Below are 19867 nucleotides of genomic sequence, written 5' to 3'. Positions count from 1 at the left end.
CGCGGCGGGCGGCGGCGACCGCGCGGTCGACGTCGAGCTCATTGCCTTCGGCGATGGTCGCGATCACCTGCTCGGTGGCGGGATTGAGGGATTTGAAGGTCTTTCCGGACAGCGAGCGGACACGGGCACCGTCGATCAGTAACAGCTCGTCCCGGACGGTCGGGGTGTGGTGGGCGTCGCGCTCATAGTCATATGCAACCGACATCATATTTCCTCCTGGTGTTGCTCTTCAACGTAGGAGGCTTTGAAGCGCAGTAAATATGATATCTTGTGCCTATTGGTATACCAGGATATGAAGTCAACTTCATAAGTGGTGACCACGATGCTGCAGATCGAGATCGAGACCGTCTGGCGCTTTCGGAAAGAGAACTCACCGCAGACCGCGGTCGTGATGCTCGGCATCCTCAACGAGATCAGGAAGACCGGGAAGATCACCAGTGCCGCCACCGATGCGCAGCTGTCCTATCGCCATGTCTGGAATCTGATCGAGCAATGGTCCGGCTTCTTCGGCGTGCCGCTGGTGGAGACCCAGCGCGGCAAGGGCTCGAAGCTGACGCCGTTCGGCGAGAAGCTGGTGTGGGCCGGCGAGCGCATGCAGGCGCGGCTCGGCTTGCAGCTCGAGAACCTCGCGCAGGAACTGGTGACCGAGATCAAGCCGTTCCTCGCGCAGCGGCCGCAGGTCATCCGGGTTCATGCCAGCCACGGCTTCGCGGTGTCCAAGCTGCGCGAGTTCCTCGATCGCGAAGGCGGCGTGGGCGTCGATCTCCGTTACGTCAGCAACCAGAACTCGCTGGTCTCGCTGGCGCAGGGCGCCTGCGATCTCTCCGGCGTGCATCTGCCGCACGGCGAACTGCGCGCGCGGGGCATCAAGGCCTGCCGGGAATGGCTCGACCCGCGCGAGGACCGTGTCATCAACTTCGTCACGCGCGAGATGGGCCTGATGGTCAAGCGCGGCAACCCGCTGAAGATCACCTCGCTGAAGGACCTGGTCGAGCGCAAGGCCCGCTTCGTCAACCGCGACCATGATTCCGGCACGCGGCTGCTGTTCGATCAATTGCTGACGCTGCACAAGATCCCGCAAAGCCGGATCAATGGCGCCCAGCACATGGAGTTCACCCATGCCGCCGTCGCCGCCTATGTTGCAAGCGGCATGGCGGATGCGAGTTTTGGTGTCGAGGCCGCCGCACGGCAGTTCGGCCTCGATTTCATCCGGCTGCTCACGGAGGACTATTTCTTCGTCTGCAAGCGCGCGTTCCTCGAGACCGAGCCGATGCAGCGCGTGCTCGATATCATGAAGAGCAGCGAGTTTCACAAGGCCGTGGGCGCGCTCCCCGGCTATGTCGCCTCGAATACCGGCGCCGTCAGCGGCGTGAAGGATTTTCTCGAGAAGATGCATTCCGACCGCTGATCAGCCCTGTGCCGTGGCGGCTGGACTCGCCGCGATCCGCTGCGCTATATTTGATATTATATAGCGAAACGCTGGACGTTGCCGATGCGACCACCCCGCTCCGCCATTGCCATCCGCCATGTTGCGTTCGAGGACCTCGGGCTGCTGGCCCCGATCATGGAGCGTGCGGGCTGGAGCGTGTCGTTCTGCGATGCGCCGGTCGACGACCTCTCCGATCGCGCGGTCAGCGACGCGGACCTCCTGATCGTGCTGGGCGGCCCGATCGGGGTCTACGAGACCGACATTTATCCGTTCCTCTCGACCGAGCTTGCGCTCTTGGAACACCGGCTCCGCCGCGGACTGCCGACGCTCGGCATCTGCCTCTGCGCGCAACTGATGGCGCTGGCGCTGGGCGGCCGCGTGTTCCCGGGCAAGGTCAAGGAAATCGGCTGGGGGCCGATCGACCTGACGCCGGACGGCAAATCGTCCTGCCTGCGCAACCTGCAGACGAAAGTGCTGCACTGGCACGGCGACACCTTCGACCTGCCTGGCCTCGAATGCCAATTACGAGAACCAAGCCTTCGCTTACGGCCGCAACGCACTCGCGCTGCAATTCCACCTCGAGGCCGATCCGCGGCAGCTCGAGGAATGGGGAATGGTATGTCGGCCACGCCGTCGAACTGTCGGCCGCGAAAGTCTCAATCCCCGAACTGCGCGCGACGATGCAGGCGCTGGCGAGGCCGGTCGCCGCGCAAGCCGAGCAGGTGTTCGGCGACTGGCTGTTGTCCATCGCACCAAGCGAAAGCGTGCTTCGTTCCAGTGCAGGTGCGTGACTATCCGTCGAGCCCGCTGATATCGGCGACCAGCACCGTGCCCGTCACCGATTCCGTGATGTAGAGCCGGTCGCGGTTGGCGCCGCCGATCGCGACATTGGTGCAGCTCTGGCCGGCGCAGGACTTGATCCGCGCGATGCACTCGCCGTTCGGAGCGAACACGAAGACGTGGCCGAGCGAGGCGTGCGCGACGAACAGCCGCTCCGCCCTGTCCATCGTCATGCCGTCCGGTCCGCTCGGGCCGAACAGCGAGCAGAACCGTCCGACCTTGGACACGCTGCCGTCCTTCATGAACGGCGCGCGCCACACCGCATTGTCGCGTGTCATGGCGACGAACAGCACCGCCTCGTGCGGATCGAGCACCAAGCCGTTCGGGCTGATGCCGGTGTCGATCAGGCAGTCTAGCTGCCCGCTGGTTTTCAATCGATAGACGCGGCCGGTCGGATCGTGCAGCCCGGTCTGGCCCTGGTCGGTGAAGTAGATGTCACCGTTCGAAGCGATGTGCAGATCGTTGCAGCCGCGGAATGATTCCGAATTGCGCGAGCGCAGCAGCGGCGTGACCTCGCCCGATTTGGCATCGAGCTCCATCAGCCCGTGCCGGTAGTCGGCGATCAGGATGCGGCCTTTGGCGTCGATCTTCAGCCCATTCGGCCAGCCGTCATATTCGGCGACCTGCGTCCATGATTTGTCCAGCGCAATCCTGAAGATGCGGCCGAACGGAATGTCGACGATGTAGAGGTTGCCATCGGCATCGAACGATGGTCCCTCGATGAAGCAATCGGTCACCGCGCCCGGCCGGTTGGCGTCGGCCCATTCACTCGCCACCTTGCGGCGGAACTCGGCCGGCACGGCGGAGAAGACCTCGGTCGGGATCAGTTTCGGCGGCGTTTCCAGGAACATCATTATTGGTTCACCCGTTGGCGGAGCGGGTGGACCTTAGATCGATCCTTTCGTCATTGCGAGGAGCGATAGCGACGAAGCAATCCATCTCTCGGCCAGCGGAGGTATGGATTGCTTCGCTACGCTCGCAATGACGCGGATGGACGTTCAGTTCCTAGCGGAACTGATTTCGAGCGGCGTGGGCCGATGATCGTCGCCCTACTCCGCCGCCTGCGCGCTGCCATAGGCTTCCGAAATCATGTAGCCGGACAGCGTGCCGTAGGCCGCGGTCCATGCGGCGGCGACGTCAGGCGTCCAGGCTTCGCCGAGGCCCTTCTCCAAGGTCCACAGCAATGCGCCGCCGACCACCGGATAATGCTCGGGCCTGGCGCCATAGCCGACATGGCGCTTGGCGAGCGCACTCGCGGCGGGAAGCACTGACGATAGATTGCTCAATCCGTTGACGACGACGGCAAGCGTTCCCATCAGCTTCTTGCGCTGCTCGGTCATATCAGAGGGAAACATCGCCTTCACGCCGGGCGCGACCTCGAACAGGCGGTCATAGAAGATGATCGCCGCCTGCTCCGAGATCGGTGCAACCTTGGCGAAGGTCTGCTGGACGAGCTTGACCTGGTCTTCCGTCATGTGTGCCTCCGTGCACGCTGCTTCCTCGCAGCGCCATTGCGGCGAGGCCGAAAAAAGCTCTCACGTGAGCGAGGCGCAGCTCATGCCGCCTCGACGAAGCTGTGGCGCTCATAGAGGAATTCGAGCACGCGCTGCCGGCATTTCAGGTAGCCGGGGTTGGTCGCGAGCTCGAGCCGCTTGCGCGGGCGCGCCAAGGGCACCTCGAGCACCTCGCCGATCCGTGCGCTCGGGCCGTTGGTCATCATGACGATGCGGTCCGACAGCAGCACGGCCTCGTCGACGTCGTGGGTGATCATCAGGATGGTGTTGCCGAGCTTCTGGTGCAGCGCCATCACCGAATCCTGCAGATGCGCCCGGGTCAGCGCGTCGAGCGCGCCGAACGGCTCGTCGAGCAGCAGGACCTTGGGCTCCATTGCGAGCGCACGCGCGATGCCGACGCGCTGCTTCATGCCGCCCGATATCTCGCTCGGCCGTTTGTCCTTGGCATGCGCCATCTGCACGAGGCTGAGATTGTGGATCACCCAGGCGTCGCGCTCGGCCCTGCTCTTGGTCCTGGCAAACACCTTGTCAACGCCGAGCTTGACGTTCTCGTAGACGGTCAGCCACGGCAGCAGGCTGTGGTTCTGGAATACGACGGCGCGATCCGGCCCCGGCGCGTTGACCTCGCGGTTCTCCAGCAGCACGCCACCATTGGTGGCGCCGGTGAGACCGGCCACGATATTGAGCAGGGTCGACTTGCCGCAGCCGGAATGGCCGATGATCGAGACGTATTCGCCCTTCTCGATCGTCAGGTTGATGTCCTTCAGAACCTCGGTGGTGGCGCTGCCGCGGGTAAAAGTCTTGTCGATGTGGTCGAGCTTCAGATAAGCCTGCATGACTTGTCCCTCAGTTCGCAGCCGTGCCGCGGGTCACGACTTTGCCGAGGCCCGCAATGAGCCGGTCGAGCACGAAGCCGATGATGCCGACATAGAACAGCGCCAGGATGATTTCGCTGATGTGCGAGGAATTCCATGCGTCCCAGATGAAGAAGCCGATGCCGACGCCGCCGATCAGCATTTCCGCGGCGACGATCGCGAGCCAGGACAGCCCGATGCCGATGCGCAGGCCGGTGAATATGTAGGGCGCGGCCGCCGGGATCATGATCTTGGTGAAGAACTCCAGCGGATTGAGCTGCACCACGGCGGCGACGTTGCGGTAGTCCTGCGGGATGTTGCGGATGCCGACCGCGGTGTTGATGATGATCGGCCACACCGAGGTGATGAAGATCACGAAGATCGCCGAGGGCTGGCCGTCGCGGAAGGCGGCGAGCGACAGCGGCAGCCACGCCAGCGGCGGGATGGTGCGCAGCACCTGGAACAGCGGATCGAGACCACGCATCGCCCAGACCGACTGGCCGACCAGCGTGCCGAGCGCGATGCCCGCGATCGCCGCCAGCGAATAGCCGTAGGCGACGCGCTGCAGGCTGGCGGAGAGATGCCAGAACAGGCCCTTGTCGATGCCGCCATTGTCGAAGAACGGATCGAGGATCAGCTCCCTGGTGTCCTTGAACACTTTTGACGGCGGCGGCAGGCTGGAGCCGGCGCGCCGGCAGATCAGCTCCCACACCACCAGCAGCAGCGCGACCACGATCAACGGCGGCACCGCGCGCGCCGCGGTCTCCTTCGCCATCTTTGCGTAGGTCTCGGCGCGCGGTGCGCGCTTTGGCGTCATGGTGACGACCGGCGCCGCGGCAGCGGCCTGCGGGATCGCCACCGCTGACACTTCGGTCTTCATGGCAGGCATCGACATTGACAGACAGTCTCCGTGGTCAGAGGACGGGCCGCGCCAGAGCGCGGCCCTATGGTCAACTCAGACGTCGACACGCTTGATGGACAGCGACTTCAGGTAAGCGGCGGGATCGGCGGGATCGAACACCTTGCCGTCGAAGAAGGTCTCCTTGCCGCGCGAGGTCGAGGCCGGAATCTCCGATGCCGGCACGCCGAGCTCCTTGGCGGCCTCCTTCCAGAGATCCTCGCGGTTGACCTTGGCGATCAGCGCCTTGGTGTCGAAACCCGCCTCGTACTTGCCCCAGCGGATATCCTCGGTCAGGAACCAGAGGTCGTGGCTCTGGTAGGGGTAGGACGCGTTGTCCTTCCAGAACCGCATCTGCTGCGGCGAGTTCTCGACCACCCGGCCGGTGCCGTAGTCGAACTTGCCCTTCATGCGATCGGTGATGTCCTCGACCGGGCAGTTGATCCACTGCCGCTTGGCGCAGATCGCCGCGGTCTCCTCGCGATTCTCCGTCTTCTCGCACCACTGCTGCGCTTCCATCACGGCCATCAGCAGCGCCTTCGCGGCCTTCGGGTTCTTGTCGACCCACGCTGCGCGCAGGCCGAACGATTTCTCCGGATGCTTGTCCCAGAGCTCGCCGGTGGTGATCGCGGTGTAGCCGATGTCCTGATGGATCAGCTGCAGATTCCACGGCTCGCAGACGCAGAAGCAGTCCATGGTGCCGACCTTCATGTTGGCGACCATCTGCGCGGGCGGCACCACGATGGTCTCGATGTCCTTGTCGGGATCGATGCCGCCGGCAGCGAGCCAGTAGCGGATCCAGAGATCATGCGTGCCGCCGGGGAAGGTCATCGCGGCCTTCACGGCCTTGCCGCTCGCCTTCTTCTTCTCCAGCGCCGCCTTGAACGGCGTGGTGTCGACGCCGACCTTGAGATCGGCATATTCCTTGGCGACCGAGATGCACTGACCGTTCAGATTGAGCCGCGCCATGATGTACATCGGCGTCGGTTGATTGTTCTGCGTCACCTTGCCGGCCGAGATCAGATACGGCATCGGAGTCAGGATATGCGCGCCGTCGATGCCATTGCCCTCGGAGCCGAGCACGAGATTGTCGCGCGTGGTGCCCCACGAGGCCTGCTTCTGCACCTCGACATCGGGCATGCCGTATTTGGCGAAGATGCCCTTCTCCTTGGCGACGAACAGCGGCGAGGCGTCGGTCAGCGCGATGAAGCCGAGCTTGGCGCCCTTCACTTCCGGACCTGCGCCCTGCGCGAATGCACCAGCGGGAAAATTCAGCTTGGCTGCGGCGAGCAGCGCGGCGGCGCCGCCGGTTGCCTTCAGGAGCCGGCGACGGCTGATCGCGCGGCCTCGGGGCGTGTTGCTGGGCTTGGTCATCGGTCGTCCTTTGCGTCGTTGCGTCACTGTGTTGCGTCTTTGCGTCGAGCACCGTTCATCGGGTGGCGACGCGCGCAGGGCGCAAAAGGGCATGCACCGGGGATGCCCGGTCTGGCGGCGTCAGAAATCCGATGGGGTGGCCTCGAGGGACGGCTTCAATGGCGTCGGCAGCTGACTATTCAAGCCTTGTGCCAAGCTACCGCAGTGCAAAAATCGATTTTATTGCAATGTTTTGCGCAACTTGTCGCAGCGCGCGGAGTCTCCGCGCGCTGCCAAAAAATGCGATTCGCCCAAATCTTGTGCGCCGCACATGAATTGAGCAAAGCGCTTGGACGGCAGTGATCAGGCGTCTTCGGCGACCTTGGTGCCGAGCGGCGCGGGCGCCATTCCGCCGCCGGGCTTCACGTGGAATTCGTAGGTCATCAGGCTCCACGGGCCATCCGAGCGCTGGCCGTCAGGCATCACAGGATCGGTGTGCCGTTCGACCTTGGCGATCAGTTCGTCCTTCACGCCGAACACGACATCGGAATCGATGTACTTGTCGCCTTCGACGAACACATGCGTGATCAGCGGCTCATGGCCCTTGGCGTTGACCAGGAAGTGCACATGCGCCGGCCGCATCGGATGCCGGTTGGTCTGCGTGATCATCTGCCCGACCGGACCATCGGTCGGGATCGGATAGCTGCACGGCACGATGGTGCGGAAGAAGAAGCGGCCGTCGGCATCGGTGACGAAGCGCGCCCGCGAGGACGGGCCTTCGGTGGCATAGCTCGGCTTCTGCGAGTCATAGTAGCCGTCGTCGTCCGCGTGCCAGATATCGACCGGCACATTGGCTAGCGGCTTGCCGTCGAGGTCGGTGACGCGGCTTTGCACGAACATGCGCTCGCCGGGCAGGCTTGCCGAGATGTCGGTGCCGTGCGGCGTCACCTTGTGCTCGCCGACATAGAACGGGCCGAGCACGGTGGTCTCGGTCGCGCCGTCGCGATCCCGGTGGTTGACCGCATCGACCAGCATCGACACGCCGAGCACGTCGGACAGCAGGATGAATTCCTGGCGGATGTCCGTGCACTTCTGCCCGGTGCGGGTCAGGAAGCCGATCGCGTGGTCCCATTCCTCGAAGGTGAGATCGGTCTTGCGCACATAGTCGTGCAGCGACTTCACCAGTTCCTGCAGCAGGAACTTGGCCCGCGGATCGGGCGTCTGGTCGAAGCTGCGGATGACGGCTGTGGTGAGCTCGGTTTCGTTGAACTGGGTCATCTCGGCGTTTTCCTTGACGTATCCCTTGAGGGTACGATTGCGGGCCCGACCGTACACTACCGGCCCGGTGCCGGTAAGCGGCGGCCGATTGCTGCAGCGGACACTTTTCGGCTATCAAGGCTGCCTCGCCAGCCGGAGAAAATGCCCGATGTTAGCTCCCACGCCTGCCTCGCCCGAATCCGCGGGAATGTCGACCACCGCCCTCAACCGCCTCGAAGCGCATCTGAAGAGCCGCTACATCGATTCCGGCCGCTTTCCCGGCACCCAGCTCCTGATCTACCGCCGCGGCAAGATCGTGCATTCCACCGTCCAGGGCTTTGCCGATCTCGAGCGCAAGGTGCCGGTGAAGGACGACACCATCTTCCGCATCTATTCGATGACCAAGCCGATCACCTCGGTCGCCTTCATGATGCTGGTCGAGGAAGGCAAGATCGCGCTCGACGAGCCGGTCGCCAAATACATTCCGGAATGGAAGAACCTCGGCGTATTCGTTGCCGGCACCGCGCCCGCCTTCCTGATCCGCCCGCCGGGCCGGCCGATGCTCATCGTCGATCTGCTGCGCCACACCTCGGGTCTCACCTACGGCTTCCAGCAGCGCTCCAATGTCGACGCGGCCTATCGCGAAAAGAAGATCGGCGAGGTCATCAAGGCCGGCACGCTCGACAGCATGATCGAGGATCTTGCGAAGATCCCGCTGGAGTTCTCGCCGGGTGAAGCCTGGAACTACTCGGTCTCCACCGACGTGCTCGGCTATCTCGTCGGCAAGATTTCGGGCATGCCGTTCGAGCAGTTCCTGAAGGAGCGCATCTTCAAGCCGCTCGGCATGAACGATACCGACTTCTTCGTGCCGGCCGACAAGGCGCACCGCTTTGCCGCCTGCTATTCCGCCGACCCGCAGGGCGGCTTCAACCCGCTCGCGGCCGAGCGCAAGGGCACGCTGACGCTGCAGGACGATCCGGCCACCAGCTCGTTCCTGTCGCCGCCCTCGCTGGTCTCCGGCGGCGGCGGGCTGTGCTCGACCGCGGCCGACTATCTGACCTTCTGCCGGGCGCTGCTCAACGGCGGCGAGCTCGGCGGCGTCCGGCTGCTCGGCCCGAAGACGCTGAAGCTGATGGCCACCAACCATTTGCCCGGCGGCGTCGACCTGCCGGCGATGTCGCGCTCGATGTTCGCCGAGGCCGCCTATAATGGCATCGGCTTCGGCCTCGGCTTCGCCGTCACCATGCACCCGGCGCAGACCCTGATCGCGGGCAGCCCGGGCGAATTCAACTGGGGCGGCGCCGCGACGACGTCGTTCTTCATCGATCCGGCCGAGGAGCTGATCGCGATCTTCATGACCCAGGTGCTGCCGTCGAGCGCCTATCCGTTGCGGCGCGAGCTCCGCACCATGGTCTACGCCGCGATCACCGAGAGCAATCTCTGACCCGACACCTTTCCGCGGCGCACAATTCGTCTGAGCATGATCTTTTCGGAAAACCGCTTCACACTTTTCCGGATCATGCTCTAGGCGCCGCGGAATTTTTCAGATTGCCGGTCATTTCCTTTGGCGGACATTTCCCGCTTTCCCTAAGCTCACAGCAAATGGGCATCGACCCCGGACTTCGTGCCGAAACTGACACTGCCAGTGCGTCTCGCGCTTCTGCTCGCGGGAACGATGTTGCCGCTGATCGTTTTCGCGGTCGGCATCGTCTTCCACAATTATCAGCGGGACCGCCAGGCCGCCACGCAGCGCGTGCTGGAGACCGCACGCAGCATCCTCCTGCTGCTCGATGCGGAAATGCAGCGCATGACCGGCGGGTTGCAGGTGCTGGCGCTGACCAACTCTCTGCGCAACAGCGACTTCGACAATTTCCGCCGCGTCGCAGCCGGCTTCCTCGAGCAGTATGGCAAGGACGGCGTGGTGCTGGTAGCCGACCGCAGGGGACGCCAGGCGTTCTCCTCGCTGACGCCGGACACCGCGAGGCTGCCGCCGCGCAACAATCTCGAGATCGTCGAGAAGGTGTTTGCGACGCGGCAGCCGCAATACTCCAACCTGTTCTTCGGCGAGGTGAAGCAGCAACTGATCATCACCGTCGAGGTGCCGGTGATACGCGACGGCGAAGTGCTCTACGACATCTCCTTCAGCCCGCCGATCGAGGTCTTCCAGGCCATGATCGAGCGGCAGCGCCTGAACCAGGACTGGACCATCTCGATCTTCGACGGCGACGGCGTCAACCTCGCCCGCGTGCCGAATCCGCAGGCGACCATCGGGCAGCGCGCCTCGCCAACGTTGTTTGCCGAGATGTTCCGCCGCAGCGAGGCGACACTGCCGACCGTCTCGCTCGAAGGCGTGGCGCTGATCACAGGCTTCACCCGATCGCGTCTCACCGGCTGGACCGTCGCGGCGGGGATCGCCGAGAACTCGCTGGTGGCACCACTGTGGCGCTCGCTCGCGATCACCAGCCTGATCGGCGGCGTCCTGCTCTTGGTCGGCCTCGGCTTTGCGGTGCGGATGGCGACCACGATCGCGCGCGGCGAGATGCTGCACGACCTCCTGATCGAGGAGCTCAACCACCGCGTCAAGAACACGCTGGCGATCCTGCAATCGATCGCCACGCAGACCTTCCGCAGCGCGAGCCGCGCCGAGCGCGACAAGTTCGAGGGACGGCTCGGCGCGCTGGCCGAGGCGCACAATTTGCTCTCGACCGACAAATGGCAGGGCTCCGACCTGCAGGACGTGGTCAGCCGCGTGCTGCGGCCCTATCTGCTGAACAACACCGCCGAGCGGGTCAAGATGTTCGGGCCGCGCGTGCCGCTGTCGCCCCGGCTTGCTCTGGTGCTGTCGATGCTCCTGCACGAGATGGCGACAAACGCCGCCAAATATGGTGCGTTGTCCAATGACACCGGCACGGTGACGCTGGACTGGGAGATCCTTGACGAGAGTCCAGGGCCGAAGCTGCGGATGATCTGGACCGAGGCCGGCGGCCCAGAGGTCACAGCGCCGGTCCAGCGCGGCTTCGGCTCCCGGCTGATCGAGCGCAGCGCCCACGACCAGCTCGGCGGCGAGGCCACGGTGGATTTCCTGCCCCACGGCGTCGTCTACACGGTGACCAGCACCCTCGAAACCGGAGAATGACCGGGTAAATGGCTCCCAATCCTGCGACATCTTGGCACGCAAGTTGCTAAGATGGGGTGGGATCGGCCGGCAAGAACACCGGCCAAAAACAGGGGGAGTTCATGTCGACCATCGCAGCGGAAGCCACAGTTGCACGCAAGCCGCTCTACACATCGCTGTTCGTGCAGGTGCTCGTCGCGCTGCTGCTCGGCATCATCATCGGCATGGCCGCGCCCGATTTCGCGATCGGGTTGAAGATTTTCAGCGATGCGTTCCTGAAGCTGATCTCGATGATCGTGGCGCCGATCGTGTTCTGCGTGGTGGTGCACGGCATTGCGGGCGCCGGCGACCTCAAGAAGGTCGGGCGCGTCGGCGTCAAGGCGCTGGTGTATTTCGAGGCGATGACGACGGTCGCGCTCGTGGTCGGCTTGATCCTGGCCTATCTGTTCGGGCCCGGTCACGGCATGAACATCGATACCTCGACGCTGGATGCCAAGGCGCTCGGGAACTATGCCAGCAACGCACAGAAGCTGAAGGGCGAAGGCATCGGCAGCTTCCTGCTCAACATCATCCCGACCACCTCGTTCGACGCGCTGTCGCGCAACGACGTGCTGCAGGTCCTGTTCTTCGCCATTATCTTCGGCGTCAGCTTGGCGCTGGTCGGCGGCGAGAAGGGCGAGAAAATCACCTCGTTCATCGACGCGGTCTCGACCGTGCTGTTTCGCGCCATGGGCCTGATCGTGCGCTTCGCGCCGATCGGCGTGCTCGGCGCCGTCGCCTACACGGTCGGCAAATACGGCGTCGGCTCGCTGAAGCAGCTGCTGTCGCTGGTGGCGCTGTTCTACGTCTCGGTCGCGATCTTCGTGCTCGGCGTGCTCGGCGGGGTGATGGCGCTGGCCGGCATCAACATCCTCAAGTTCCTCGGCTACCTGCGCGAGGAGCTGATGATCGTGGTCGCCACCGCATCCTCCGACGCGGTGCTGCCGCAGGTGATGCGCAAGCTGGAGCATTTCGGCGTCAAGGATTCGGTGGTCGGCCTCGTGATTCCGACCGGCTATTCGTTCAACCTCGATGCGTTCTCGATCTATCTGACGCTGGCGGTCATCTTCATCGCGCAGGCAACCAACACGCCGCTGTCGTTCGGCGACCTGCTGTTGGTGCTCGGCGTGTCGCTGATCACGTCGAAGGGCGCGCACGGCGTGCCCGGCTCGGCGATCGTCATCCTGGCGGCGACGCTCAACGCGGTGCCGAGCATCCCGGCGATCGGCCTCGTGCTGGTGCTCTCGGTTGACTGGTTCATCGGCATGGCGCGCGCCGTCGGCAATCTGATCGGCAACTGCGTCGCCACCGTCGTGGTCGCGGCTTGGGAAGGTGACCTGGACCGGGACAAGGCCCGGCGCGTGCTCGAAGGCGCTGAGGCGGTCGACGTCACCGCAGGCTGAGCCGTGCGGCACAGGGCCGGCGACGTCCCGCGCACGGCGCGGGGCGCCGGCTTACTTGATGAGCCGCAGATACGGCGGCAACTGCCTGGTCGCCGGTTCCTGCACCGGCTCGTCCGACGCGATCATGTCGCACAGCGCCTTCAACTCGGAATCCGTCACCTTGTGCAGCTCCATCCGGAGCTCGAGGATGGCAAGGGACAACAGCCGCGCCGTCTCCGTGTTCGCCCGGTCAGTCAGAAATGCCTGACATTCTTCCAGGGTTGCCAGCAGCGCCAGCAACCGTTCTTCCGTATTTGCGACCGGCATATCTTCCACTCCCGAAGCTGCGAGGTAGAGTCGAGGTGTTCCCCTCTTCCGCTTCATTTGGCCTCTCCTGCCAGAGTTCGCCGGCTTTCCGTAGGCGCACAATTGTTCCCGATGATTCAGAACTTTTAGGCAATTGTCCAGCAACATTCCGAAAGCCTGACTTGGACTTACGTCAAACTTTTCGCATTGGCGGCGGTTCAGTCAAGCAACCGCAGACCGTCGCCGCGACCTCAGGATGCACTAGCTGGGGTTGCATCCATACTAGGACGCTCGTACAATATTGGCTGCCCGTAGAACTACGGGCGCAGTGCATTGCCGCCCAGTAAGCATGCGCGCAAAATCTGTGTCGATCAAACTCGCGCTAGTTGTGGTTTGGTCAATATTTTGCCAAATGTAGAGGGCGGGGTGTCGACAGACACCTTGGTGCGGTCGACTACAGGTAGTCGACCGATTCGGTACTTGGGTGCTTCCAATGCGCGAGTGCGTTTGGATACCATCCCGCGATCTTCTTGGATTTCGTCGTTCGGACGAACTGACGATCCACTCGAGCTTAACGCGGTACATCATGAACGTGTCCCTGACCCGACCGGGCCAGGGATTCTCGATTTGAAGGACGGGTCACAAGAATGAACAGATCAGCAGCAAAGAAGATGAAGCAGCGCAGCGCCGGCAAGCCGGACATTGAGTTGGGCAAGCGGATTCGTCTGCGCCGTGTCGAGCAGAAGATCTCGCAGGCGGAACTCGGCGACAAGCTGGGCGTCAGCTTCCAACAGGTTCAGAAGTACGAGAAGGGCGTGAACCGCGTCGGCGCCGCCCGCCTTCAGCAGATCGCGACCGCGCTGGACGTGCCGGTGACCTTCTTCTACGACGGCGACAACAAGGCCCGCGAAGTCGAGAGCCTGCTGTTCCTCGACAGCGCATTCAGCCTCCGGTTGCTGCGCGCCTACAGCAAGATCAAGGATCAGACCGTGCAGCGCCAACTGGTGTCGCTGATGGAATCGATCGCCGCCAACGAAGACTGAACGGCAGCACAGGTACGATCGCGACACCGCGAACGCGATCGACCAGGGCGAGCGGATCGGCCGCGACCGGTCATTGGGATCGCCACGCGCCGGTCGGACCGGGAAGATATCGAAGCGCTGCCATCGGCGATGGCAGCGCTTTTTCTTTTGCCGCGGCAACCTCTCAAGGCTTCGTGATCCAGGCGCCCGGCTGCGCATGTGCGCAGCCGTTCCAGTTCGCGCTCAGGCTGCGCATCTCATGCATCGCATGCGAGCGCGATCCGTCGCCATTCTGTCGCGCGGCCAATTGTCGCCCGCGCACGGAGCGACCTCACAACTCCCGCATTTGCTGCGTTGAACCGGCATCGCCAGAACCGAGTGCACCTGCCTGGCTTTTTTGTCGCAGCAACGAAGCGGCCGCATGGACGTTTTCAGGCTTCAACCAAGGAGATCTCAATGAATATCAAGCATGCCGTTATTGGACTGGCCGCGCTCGGAAGCGCAGCGTTGATGTCCGGTGCGGCATCGGCGATGCCGAACGGGCTTCCGCAGGCCAGCCACATCGCAGGCGAAACGTCCAATGTCGACAAGGTGCGCCAGGTCTGCGATCGCTGGGGCCGCTGCTATTGGCAACCGGGCTACGGCTACGGACCGCGCCATCACGGATGGCATCATCGTCCGCACTTCTACCCCCGCCATCATCACGGGCACCGCCATCACGGCGGACATCATGGTGGCGGCCATCACGGCGGCGGACATCACGGCGGACACCGGCGCTAATCGTCAGCGAGGGGGCTTCGGCCCCCTCACCTTTTCGGCCAGTGCCGGCTACATCTGTCCCGCGCGGCGGACGAGCACGTTCTCGAGGAAGAGATACTCGATGCCGGTGCCGAGGAACGTGTCGATGGCCTCGCGCGGCGTGTTGACGATCGGCTGCCCCTTCACGTTGAAGCTCGTGTTCAGCACCATTTCGCGGCCGGTCGCCCGGCCGACCGCCCGCAGCAACGCGTGGAATTCCGGATTGTCCCTGACGCCGACCGTCTGCACGCGGGCCGAGCCGTTGACATGCGTGATCGCCGGCAGCGCGGCGCGGTGCTCGGGGCGCACGTCGGCGGTCATGATCATGTAGGGAAGCTCGAGCCCCTTCGGCACCTCGAACCACTCATGCACCTGCTCGAGGCTGACCGCCGGCGCGAACGGGCGGAAGGCTTCGCGCATCTTGACCATCGCGTTGATGCGGTCGCGCATGTCAGGATGACCGGGATCGGCCAGGATGCTGCGGTGTCCGAGGGCGCGGGGGCCGAACTCCATGCGCCCGCGATACCAGCCGAGCACGCGTCCGGCCGCGATCAGTCTGGCCGCCGCCGCGCAGGTCTCGTCGAGATCCGGAAAGCGCGTGATCTCGATGCGGCCGACGGTGTCGGCCAGCGCCCTGTAAATCTCGGTTTGCGTGGGTGCGGGGCCGAGGAAGGGCACCGGCATCCGGACGTTCTGCACGCCACTGTCGCGCGATGCCGACCAGAGCGCCGCGCCGAGCGCGGAGCCATCGTCGCCTGCGGCCGGCTGAACGTAGATCTCGTCGAACAGGCCGGACTGCAGCAGGCGGCCGTTGGCGGTGCAGTTGAGCGCGACGCCGCCCGCCATCGCGAGCCTGCGCAGGCCGGTGCTACGGCCGAAATGGCCGCAGATGTGGAGCATGACGCTGTCGAGGCATTCTTGCAGCGCTGCGGCGACGTCGCGATGGTTGTCGGTGACGTCGCCGTCGGGCGCGCGTGCCGGGATCAGATACTCACCGAGATGACGTCGCGTCGCGCCGTAGGTTTCGCGATCGCGGCGCTCGGTATTGAGGCGGAGCAGAGGAATCCTGATCAGGCCATCGTCGCGCAACTCCACGGCCCGCTCGAAGAAAGCACGGTGACGGGCGGGATCGCCGTAGGGAGCGAGGCCCATGATCTTGTATTCGTCGGAGTTGAAATCGAAGCCGAGATGCAGCGTCAGCGTGGAATAGAGGATGCCGATCGAATCCTGGGCGGTGATTTCCGCGAGCTTGTCGATCGCGTTGTCGTGCGCGTGATAGACGGTGACGGCGTGGATCTCGCCCATGCCGTCGAGCACCACAACCAGGCATTCGTCCCATCCGGAGGTGTAGTAGGCGCTGGCGGCGTGGGACAGATGATGGTTGACGTGGTGGACCTTGCAGGCCGGAAATCCGGGCAGGTGCTGATCCACTTGCACGAGCAGTTTTTCGCGCGAGAACACCTCCCTGTATTGTCGGGCGGAGGTCGGATCCAGCATGAATGCGGCCTTGTAGGGCGCATAGTCGAAGCCGTGAGAGATCGCGTCGATGTCGGATGGCTTCAGGCCAGCGGTCTCCAGGCAGTAGCTGACAGCGCCGATCGGGAAATCACCGGTGTGTTTCTTGCGGTTGAAGCGCTCTTCGGCGGCACCGGCGACGATCCTGCCGTCGACCACCAGCACCGCGGCGGAATCGTGGCCCTGTGAGATCCGATATTCGCGCTCCTCCAAGCCCGGCCAGTGCTTCCGCTTGAAGGGGATCGAGCTCTCGAATCCACTGATGCCGATTACTTTCGCCATTCAACACCCCCTGGACGGATCGCGCTCAAGGGAAAATCGAGCAGGTGCCGCAGCATCGTTGCAGAGAGGCCGCGGAAATCAAGGTCCGCAAAAGTGCAGTGCGCCGCCTCCGAATAGTCGGCCGGGCATTCGGCCCCATCGCTTGACGGAGTACCACCTTTGCGTCGGGGGAGCTCACGAACGCATCTGCTACCATGCCCCGGTTCTCCACCAGCCAAGGCGTTTCGACGCCATTTGGACGGAGGTGGATGATGGATACCTATTCCGACATTCGGTTCGAAGTCTTCAGCACGTGCCCGCAATCCGGCGCGGTGCAGGCGGCGGACTATGTCGAACGGGTGCAGGCCGTCGCCCGCTGGAGCGAAGAGGCGGGCTGCAAGGGGATCCTGGTCTACACGGAGAATTCCCTGGTCGATCCCTGGCTCGTCTCGCAAATCATCTTGCAGAGCACCCGGGAGCTCTGTCCGCTGGTGGCGGTGCAGCCGGTCTACATGCACCCGTACAGCGTCGCCAAGATGGTGAGTTCGTTCGCGCATATGTACGGACGCCGGCTCTATCTGAACATGGTCGCGGGCGGCTACACGATCGAGCTTGCGGCGCTCGGCGATGCGACGGCGCACGACAAGCGGTACGCGAGGCTCGTCGAATACACCGGCATCATCAAGCTGCTGCTGGAGAACGCCGAGCCGGTGACCCTCGAAGGCGAATTCCATGCCGTCCGCAATCTGAGGATGACGCCCGCACTGCCGCGGGAATTGCTGCCCGGCATATTCGTGTCGGGCTCCTCGGAAGCGGGGCTCGCGGCCGCCAAGGCGCTGGGCGCGACGCCGGTGAAGTATCCCAAGCCGGCCGCAGAGTACGGGCAGGCCGACGATGACTGCGTCGGCTCGGGCGTGCGCGTCGGCATCATCGCCCGTGCGGACGCCGAAGAGGCCTGGCGCGTCGCGCACGAACGCTTCCCGACCGACAAGAAGGGGCAACTGGCGCACAAGCTGGCCATGAAAGTCTCGGATTCGGCGTGGCACAAGCAGATGTCCGATCTCGCAGCCGAGACGGCCGCCCAGGACACGCCCTATTGGCTGGTGCCGTTCGAAAACTACAAGACCTTCTGCCCGTATTTGGTCGGCGACTACGGGGTCGTCTCCGACGAACTCGCGCGCTACGCCGCGGCCGGCTACGGGACGTTCATCCTGGACATTCCACCCACCCGCGAGGAACTGGTCCATACGGGCGAGGTCTTCGGACAGGCGCTGACGAAGGCCCGGCGTCTGAAGTCGTCAGCGCTTCGCGATCCGGCGCGTCAGGGCCTCGCAGGCTAGGCTAGGCTAGGCAATCGTTCGATGGAGTTGCGCGCGGACGGATCACGGCCGGGATTGTGGACGGGCTTCCTGCGCTCGGCGAAACTGTTTCCCGACCGTCCTGCCGTCGTCGCGCAGGGCACGTCGCTGTCGTATCGAGAGCTGCGCGAGGTCGCCGTCCGCATCGCAGCCTGCATCCAGGCGCATCGCGAAGGGTCGTCGACACCTCTCACCGCCGTATTCGCGCATCGCGGCGCGACGGCGTTCGCCGGCGTGCTCGGATCGCTTCTGGCCGGAAACGGCTACGTGCCGCTGAACCGCACCTTCCCGGTCGAGCGCACCAGGTCGATGCTCGTCCGTTCGGAGTGCCGATCGATCATCGTCGACGCGGAATCCTTGCCGCAAATGGACGCGCTCATGGCGGACGTGGACGAACCGCGGCTCGTGATCGCGCCCGGTCTCACGGATCCCCGCCCCTATCGCGAACGGTGGCCCTCGCACATCATCGTCGGAGCTGCCGATCTCGAAGGGTACGCCGACTGGCGCGAGCCGGACGCGCGCGAGGACGCGATCGCCTATCTGCTGTTCACCTCCGGCAGCACCGGCGTGCCGAAGGGAGTAATGGTCGCGCACCGCAACGTCGCAGCCTACGTCGACCATGCTGCGGAGCGCTTCGCCGTCACGGAGCTGGACATTGTCTCGCAGACGTTCGACATGACGTTCGACCTGTCGGCATCCGACATGTTCGTGGCGTGGGAACGCGGCGCCTGCGTGTGCTGCCCCTCGCAGAAGACGCTGATCAATCCTGGGCGGTTCATCCGCGACCAGGGGCTGACGGTCTGGTTCTCCGTGCCCTCGATGGTCGCGCTGATGAAGCAGTCCGGCCTGCTGAAGCCGGGAGGGTTTCCCTCGCTCAGGCTGAGCCTGTTCTGCGGCGAGCCGCTGCCCGTCGCTAGCGTCGCGGCCTGGGCGATGGCCGCGCCGAACAGCGTCGTGGAGAACCTCTACGGGCCGACCGAGCTGACCATCGCGTGCGCCGGCTACCGGTGGGATCCGAAGCGGGCGCCACTCGAAGCGGAGATGGGCATCGTGCCGATCGGCGCGCCATTCCCGGGAATGGACGTGCTCGTCGTCGACGAGCACCTGAATGAGGTCGGGCCGGGCGCGGACGGCGAACTGCTGATGAGCGGTCCGCAGATGTCGCTCGGCTACTGGAAGGATCCCGAGAAGACCGCCGCAGCCTTCGTCGTCCCGCCCGGACGGCAGGAGATGTTCTACCGCACCGGCGACCGCGTGCGCCGGCCCGCTGGTGATGGCCCCCTGACCCATCTCGGCCGCATGGACTCGCAGGTGAAGATCCTTGGCCACAGGGTGGAGCTCGGCGAGGTCGAAGCCGTGGTGCGCGAGGCCTCGGGCGTCGACGGCGTCGTGGCGATCGGCTGGCCCGTCACGTCGAGCGGCTATGGCGGCATCGAAGTGCTCATCGAAGGCGGGCCGGTTGATCTCAACCGGCTTCGCGCGGCGGTCGCCGCCCGGCTGCCGGACTACATGGTCCCGAGACGATGGCACGTCCGCAACCGGTTGCCACGCAACGCCAACGGAAAATACGACCGCAAGGCCATGCCGGCGGTTTTGGGAGACAGCCAATGACCGGTCCGACCACGGATGACGTCCGCGCGTTCTTCGGAGCCTTCCTCAACCGGAAGCTCCAGGACCGCGGACGACGTCCGTTACGCGATCTCCCCGACGACTACGACCTGCTGCTGTCGGGGGCGCTCGATTCGCTGGCCTTCGTCGAGATGATGATGGCGGCGGGCGAGCACTTCGACGGGGAGATCGATTTCGAGAACCTCGATCCCGAACAGATGACGCTGATCGGTCCACTGTGCCTGTTTGTGTCCGAGCAATTGACGCAGGCTCGGTGGCGAAATGGGGCCACTGGGTCGTGGCCGCCATTCGGCTAGG

Annotated in this window: 19 protein-coding genes; 10 read left to right on the top strand and 9 right to left on the bottom strand. The window is 64.3% G+C overall.

Annotation, left to right across the window (positions count from 1 at the left end; genetic code table 11):
• Positions 1–205 (bottom strand): aldehyde dehydrogenase family protein (locus H8B02_RS19595; RefSeq protein ID WP_229167734.1); only part of this gene is annotated, 205 nt, incomplete at its 3' end.
• Positions 206–322: 117 nt separating this feature from the next.
• Here H8B02_RS19595 and H8B02_RS19590 point away from each other — a divergent pair.
• Positions 323–1408: a substrate-binding domain-containing protein gene (locus H8B02_RS19590; RefSeq protein WP_212311277.1), complete on the top strand. Its 1086-nt coding sequence runs from the start codon at positions 323–325 to the stop codon at positions 1406–1408.
• A gap of 84 nt (positions 1409–1492) precedes the next feature.
• The gene (locus tag H8B02_RS19585) at positions 1493–2284 is read left to right on the top strand and encodes a glutamine amidotransferase-related protein (protein ID WP_229167733.1); all 792 of its coding nucleotides are present in this window, start codon (positions 1493–1495) and stop codon (positions 2282–2284) included.
• On the opposite strand, the gene H8B02_RS19580 is transcribed toward H8B02_RS19585, so the two are convergent.
• The 6 genes from H8B02_RS19580 to H8B02_RS19555 form a co-directional block, all read right to left on the bottom strand.
• Positions 2221–3123 carry an SMP-30/gluconolactonase/LRE family protein gene (locus tag H8B02_RS19580; RefSeq protein WP_229167732.1) on the bottom strand — a complete coding sequence of 301 codons (903 nt, stop codon included), beginning with the start codon at positions 3121–3123 and terminating at the stop codon, positions 2221–2223. The two genes, H8B02_RS19585 and H8B02_RS19580, sit on opposite strands and share 64 nt — an antisense overlap.
• A gap of 195 nt (positions 3124–3318) precedes the next feature.
• Positions 3319–3744 carry a globin family protein gene (locus H8B02_RS19575; protein ID WP_229167731.1) on the bottom strand — a complete coding sequence of 142 codons (426 nt, stop codon included), beginning with the start codon at positions 3742–3744 and terminating at the stop codon, positions 3319–3321.
• Positions 3745–3824: 80 nt separating this feature from the next.
• Positions 3825–4619 carry an ABC transporter ATP-binding protein gene (locus H8B02_RS19570; RefSeq protein WP_229167730.1) on the bottom strand — a complete coding sequence of 265 codons (795 nt, stop codon included), beginning with the start codon at positions 4617–4619 and terminating at the stop codon, positions 3825–3827.
• A gap of 10 nt (positions 4620–4629) precedes the next feature.
• Positions 4630–5532, bottom strand: coding sequence for a nitrate ABC transporter permease (gene ntrB, locus H8B02_RS19565; protein WP_229167729.1), 903 nt, complete (start codon positions 5530–5532; stop codon positions 4630–4632).
• A 60-nt stretch (positions 5533–5592) separates the two neighbouring features.
• Positions 5593–6909 (bottom strand): CmpA/NrtA family ABC transporter substrate-binding protein, encoded by a 1317-nt coding sequence (locus H8B02_RS19560; protein WP_229167728.1) that lies wholly within the window; start codon positions 6907–6909, stop codon positions 5593–5595.
• Positions 6910–7251: 342 nt separating this feature from the next.
• Positions 7252–8166: a dioxygenase family protein gene (locus H8B02_RS19555; RefSeq protein ID WP_229167727.1), complete on the bottom strand. Its 915-nt coding sequence runs from the start codon at positions 8164–8166 to the stop codon at positions 7252–7254.
• 148 nt (positions 8167–8314) lie between these two features.
• Here H8B02_RS19555 and H8B02_RS19550 point away from each other — a divergent pair, with 148 nt between their 5' ends.
• The 3 genes from H8B02_RS19550 (at position 8315) to H8B02_RS19540 (ending at position 12702) form a co-directional block, all read left to right on the top strand.
• On the top strand, positions 8315–9589 hold the full coding sequence (locus H8B02_RS19550; RefSeq protein ID WP_229167726.1) for a serine hydrolase domain-containing protein: 1275 nt from the start codon (positions 8315–8317) through the stop codon (positions 9587–9589).
• A gap of 180 nt (positions 9590–9769) precedes the next feature.
• Positions 9770–11281, top strand: coding sequence for a sensor histidine kinase (locus H8B02_RS19545; RefSeq protein WP_229167725.1), 1512 nt, complete (start codon positions 9770–9772; stop codon positions 11279–11281).
• A gap of 101 nt (positions 11282–11382) precedes the next feature.
• Complete coding sequence (locus H8B02_RS19540) at positions 11383–12702, top strand: dicarboxylate/amino acid:cation symporter (protein ID WP_229167724.1); 1320 nt, start codon at positions 11383–11385, stop codon at positions 12700–12702.
• 51 nt (positions 12703–12753) lie between these two features.
• Here the strand turns inward: H8B02_RS19540 and H8B02_RS19535 are convergent, their stop codons facing one another.
• On the bottom strand, positions 12754–13017 hold the full coding sequence (locus tag H8B02_RS19535; RefSeq protein WP_229167723.1) for a hypothetical protein: 264 nt from the start codon (positions 13015–13017) through the stop codon (positions 12754–12756).
• Positions 13018–13634: 617 nt separating this feature from the next.
• Here H8B02_RS19535 and H8B02_RS19530 point away from each other — a divergent pair.
• Positions 13635–14030, top strand: a complete 396-nt coding sequence (locus H8B02_RS19530; RefSeq protein WP_016844123.1) for a helix-turn-helix domain-containing protein — start codon at positions 13635–13637, stop codon at positions 14028–14030.
• A gap of 435 nt (positions 14031–14465) precedes the next feature.
• Positions 14466–14789, top strand: coding sequence for a hypothetical protein (locus H8B02_RS19525; protein ID WP_229167722.1), 324 nt, complete (start codon positions 14466–14468; stop codon positions 14787–14789).
• Between the two features lie 48 nt (positions 14790–14837).
• Here H8B02_RS19525 and H8B02_RS19520 read toward each other — a convergent pair whose 3' ends face one another.
• Positions 14838–16604 (bottom strand): carbamoyltransferase family protein, encoded by a 1767-nt coding sequence (locus H8B02_RS19520; protein ID WP_229167721.1) that lies wholly within the window; start codon positions 16602–16604, stop codon positions 14838–14840.
• 251 nt (positions 16605–16855) lie between these two features.
• Between H8B02_RS19520 and H8B02_RS19515 the strand changes: the two genes are divergently transcribed.
• Genes H8B02_RS19515 through H8B02_RS19505 form a run of 3 tightly spaced genes read left to right on the top strand, consistent with a single transcriptional unit; the run spans position 16856 to position 19866 of the window.
• A complete protein-coding gene (locus H8B02_RS19515) occupies positions 16856–17923 on the top strand; it encodes an LLM class flavin-dependent oxidoreductase (protein ID WP_229167720.1) in 1068 nt (355 codons plus the stop codon).
• Between the two features lie 21 nt (positions 17924–17944).
• Complete coding sequence (locus H8B02_RS19510) at positions 17945–19552, top strand: amino acid adenylation domain-containing protein (RefSeq protein ID WP_229167719.1); 1608 nt, start codon at positions 17945–17947, stop codon at positions 19550–19552.
• Positions 19549–19866, top strand: coding sequence for an acyl carrier protein (locus H8B02_RS19505; RefSeq protein ID WP_229167718.1), 318 nt, complete (start codon positions 19549–19551; stop codon positions 19864–19866). Before H8B02_RS19510 ends, H8B02_RS19505 begins: the two co-directional genes overlap by 4 nt.
• Position 19867 lies beyond the last annotated feature (1 nt).

The organism is Bradyrhizobium altum (genome assembly GCF_020889705.1).
GTDB classification, from domain to species: Bacteria; Pseudomonadota; Alphaproteobacteria; order Rhizobiales; family Xanthobacteraceae; genus Bradyrhizobium; species Bradyrhizobium altum.
The sequence above is the reverse complement of the archived record's forward strand: the minus strand, read 5'-3'. Positions and strand labels throughout refer to the sequence as shown.

Coding starts and splice junctions, on each gene's coding strand:
- H8B02_RS19590 (WP_212311277.1), top strand. CDS start 323: ATGCTGCAGATCGAGATCGAGACCGTCTGGCGCTTTCGGAAAGAGAAC.
- H8B02_RS19585 (WP_229167733.1), top strand. CDS start 1,493: ATGCGACCACCCCGCTCCGCCATTGCCATCCGCCATGTTGCGTTCGAG.
- H8B02_RS19580 (WP_229167732.1), bottom strand. CDS start 3,123: ATGATGTTCCTGGAAACGCCGCCGAAACTGATCCCGACCGAGGTCTTC.
- H8B02_RS19575 (WP_229167731.1), bottom strand. CDS start 3,744: ATGACGGAAGACCAGGTCAAGCTCGTCCAGCAGACCTTCGCCAAGGTT.
- H8B02_RS19570 (WP_229167730.1), bottom strand. CDS start 4,619: ATGCAGGCTTATCTGAAGCTCGACCACATCGACAAGACTTTTACCCGC.
- ntrB (WP_229167729.1), bottom strand. CDS start 5,532: ATGTCGATGCCTGCCATGAAGACCGAAGTGTCAGCGGTGGCGATCCCG.
- H8B02_RS19560 (WP_229167728.1), bottom strand. CDS start 6,909: ATGACCAAGCCCAGCAACACGCCCCGAGGCCGCGCGATCAGCCGTCGC.
- H8B02_RS19555 (WP_229167727.1), bottom strand. CDS start 8,166: ATGACCCAGTTCAACGAAACCGAGCTCACCACAGCCGTCATCCGCAGC.
- H8B02_RS19550 (WP_229167726.1), top strand. CDS start 8,315: ATGTTAGCTCCCACGCCTGCCTCGCCCGAATCCGCGGGAATGTCGACC.
- H8B02_RS19540 (WP_229167724.1), top strand. CDS start 11,383: ATGTCGACCATCGCAGCGGAAGCCACAGTTGCACGCAAGCCGCTCTAC.
- H8B02_RS19530 (WP_016844123.1), top strand. CDS start 13,635: ATGAACAGATCAGCAGCAAAGAAGATGAAGCAGCGCAGCGCCGGCAAG.
- H8B02_RS19525 (WP_229167722.1), top strand. CDS start 14,466: ATGAATATCAAGCATGCCGTTATTGGACTGGCCGCGCTCGGAAGCGCA.
- H8B02_RS19520 (WP_229167721.1), bottom strand. CDS start 16,604: ATGGCGAAAGTAATCGGCATCAGTGGATTCGAGAGCTCGATCCCCTTC.
- H8B02_RS19515 (WP_229167720.1), top strand. CDS start 16,856: ATGGATACCTATTCCGACATTCGGTTCGAAGTCTTCAGCACGTGCCCG.
- H8B02_RS19510 (WP_229167719.1), top strand. CDS start 17,945: ATGGAGTTGCGCGCGGACGGATCACGGCCGGGATTGTGGACGGGCTTC.
- H8B02_RS19505 (WP_229167718.1), top strand. CDS start 19,549: ATGACCGGTCCGACCACGGATGACGTCCGCGCGTTCTTCGGAGCCTTC.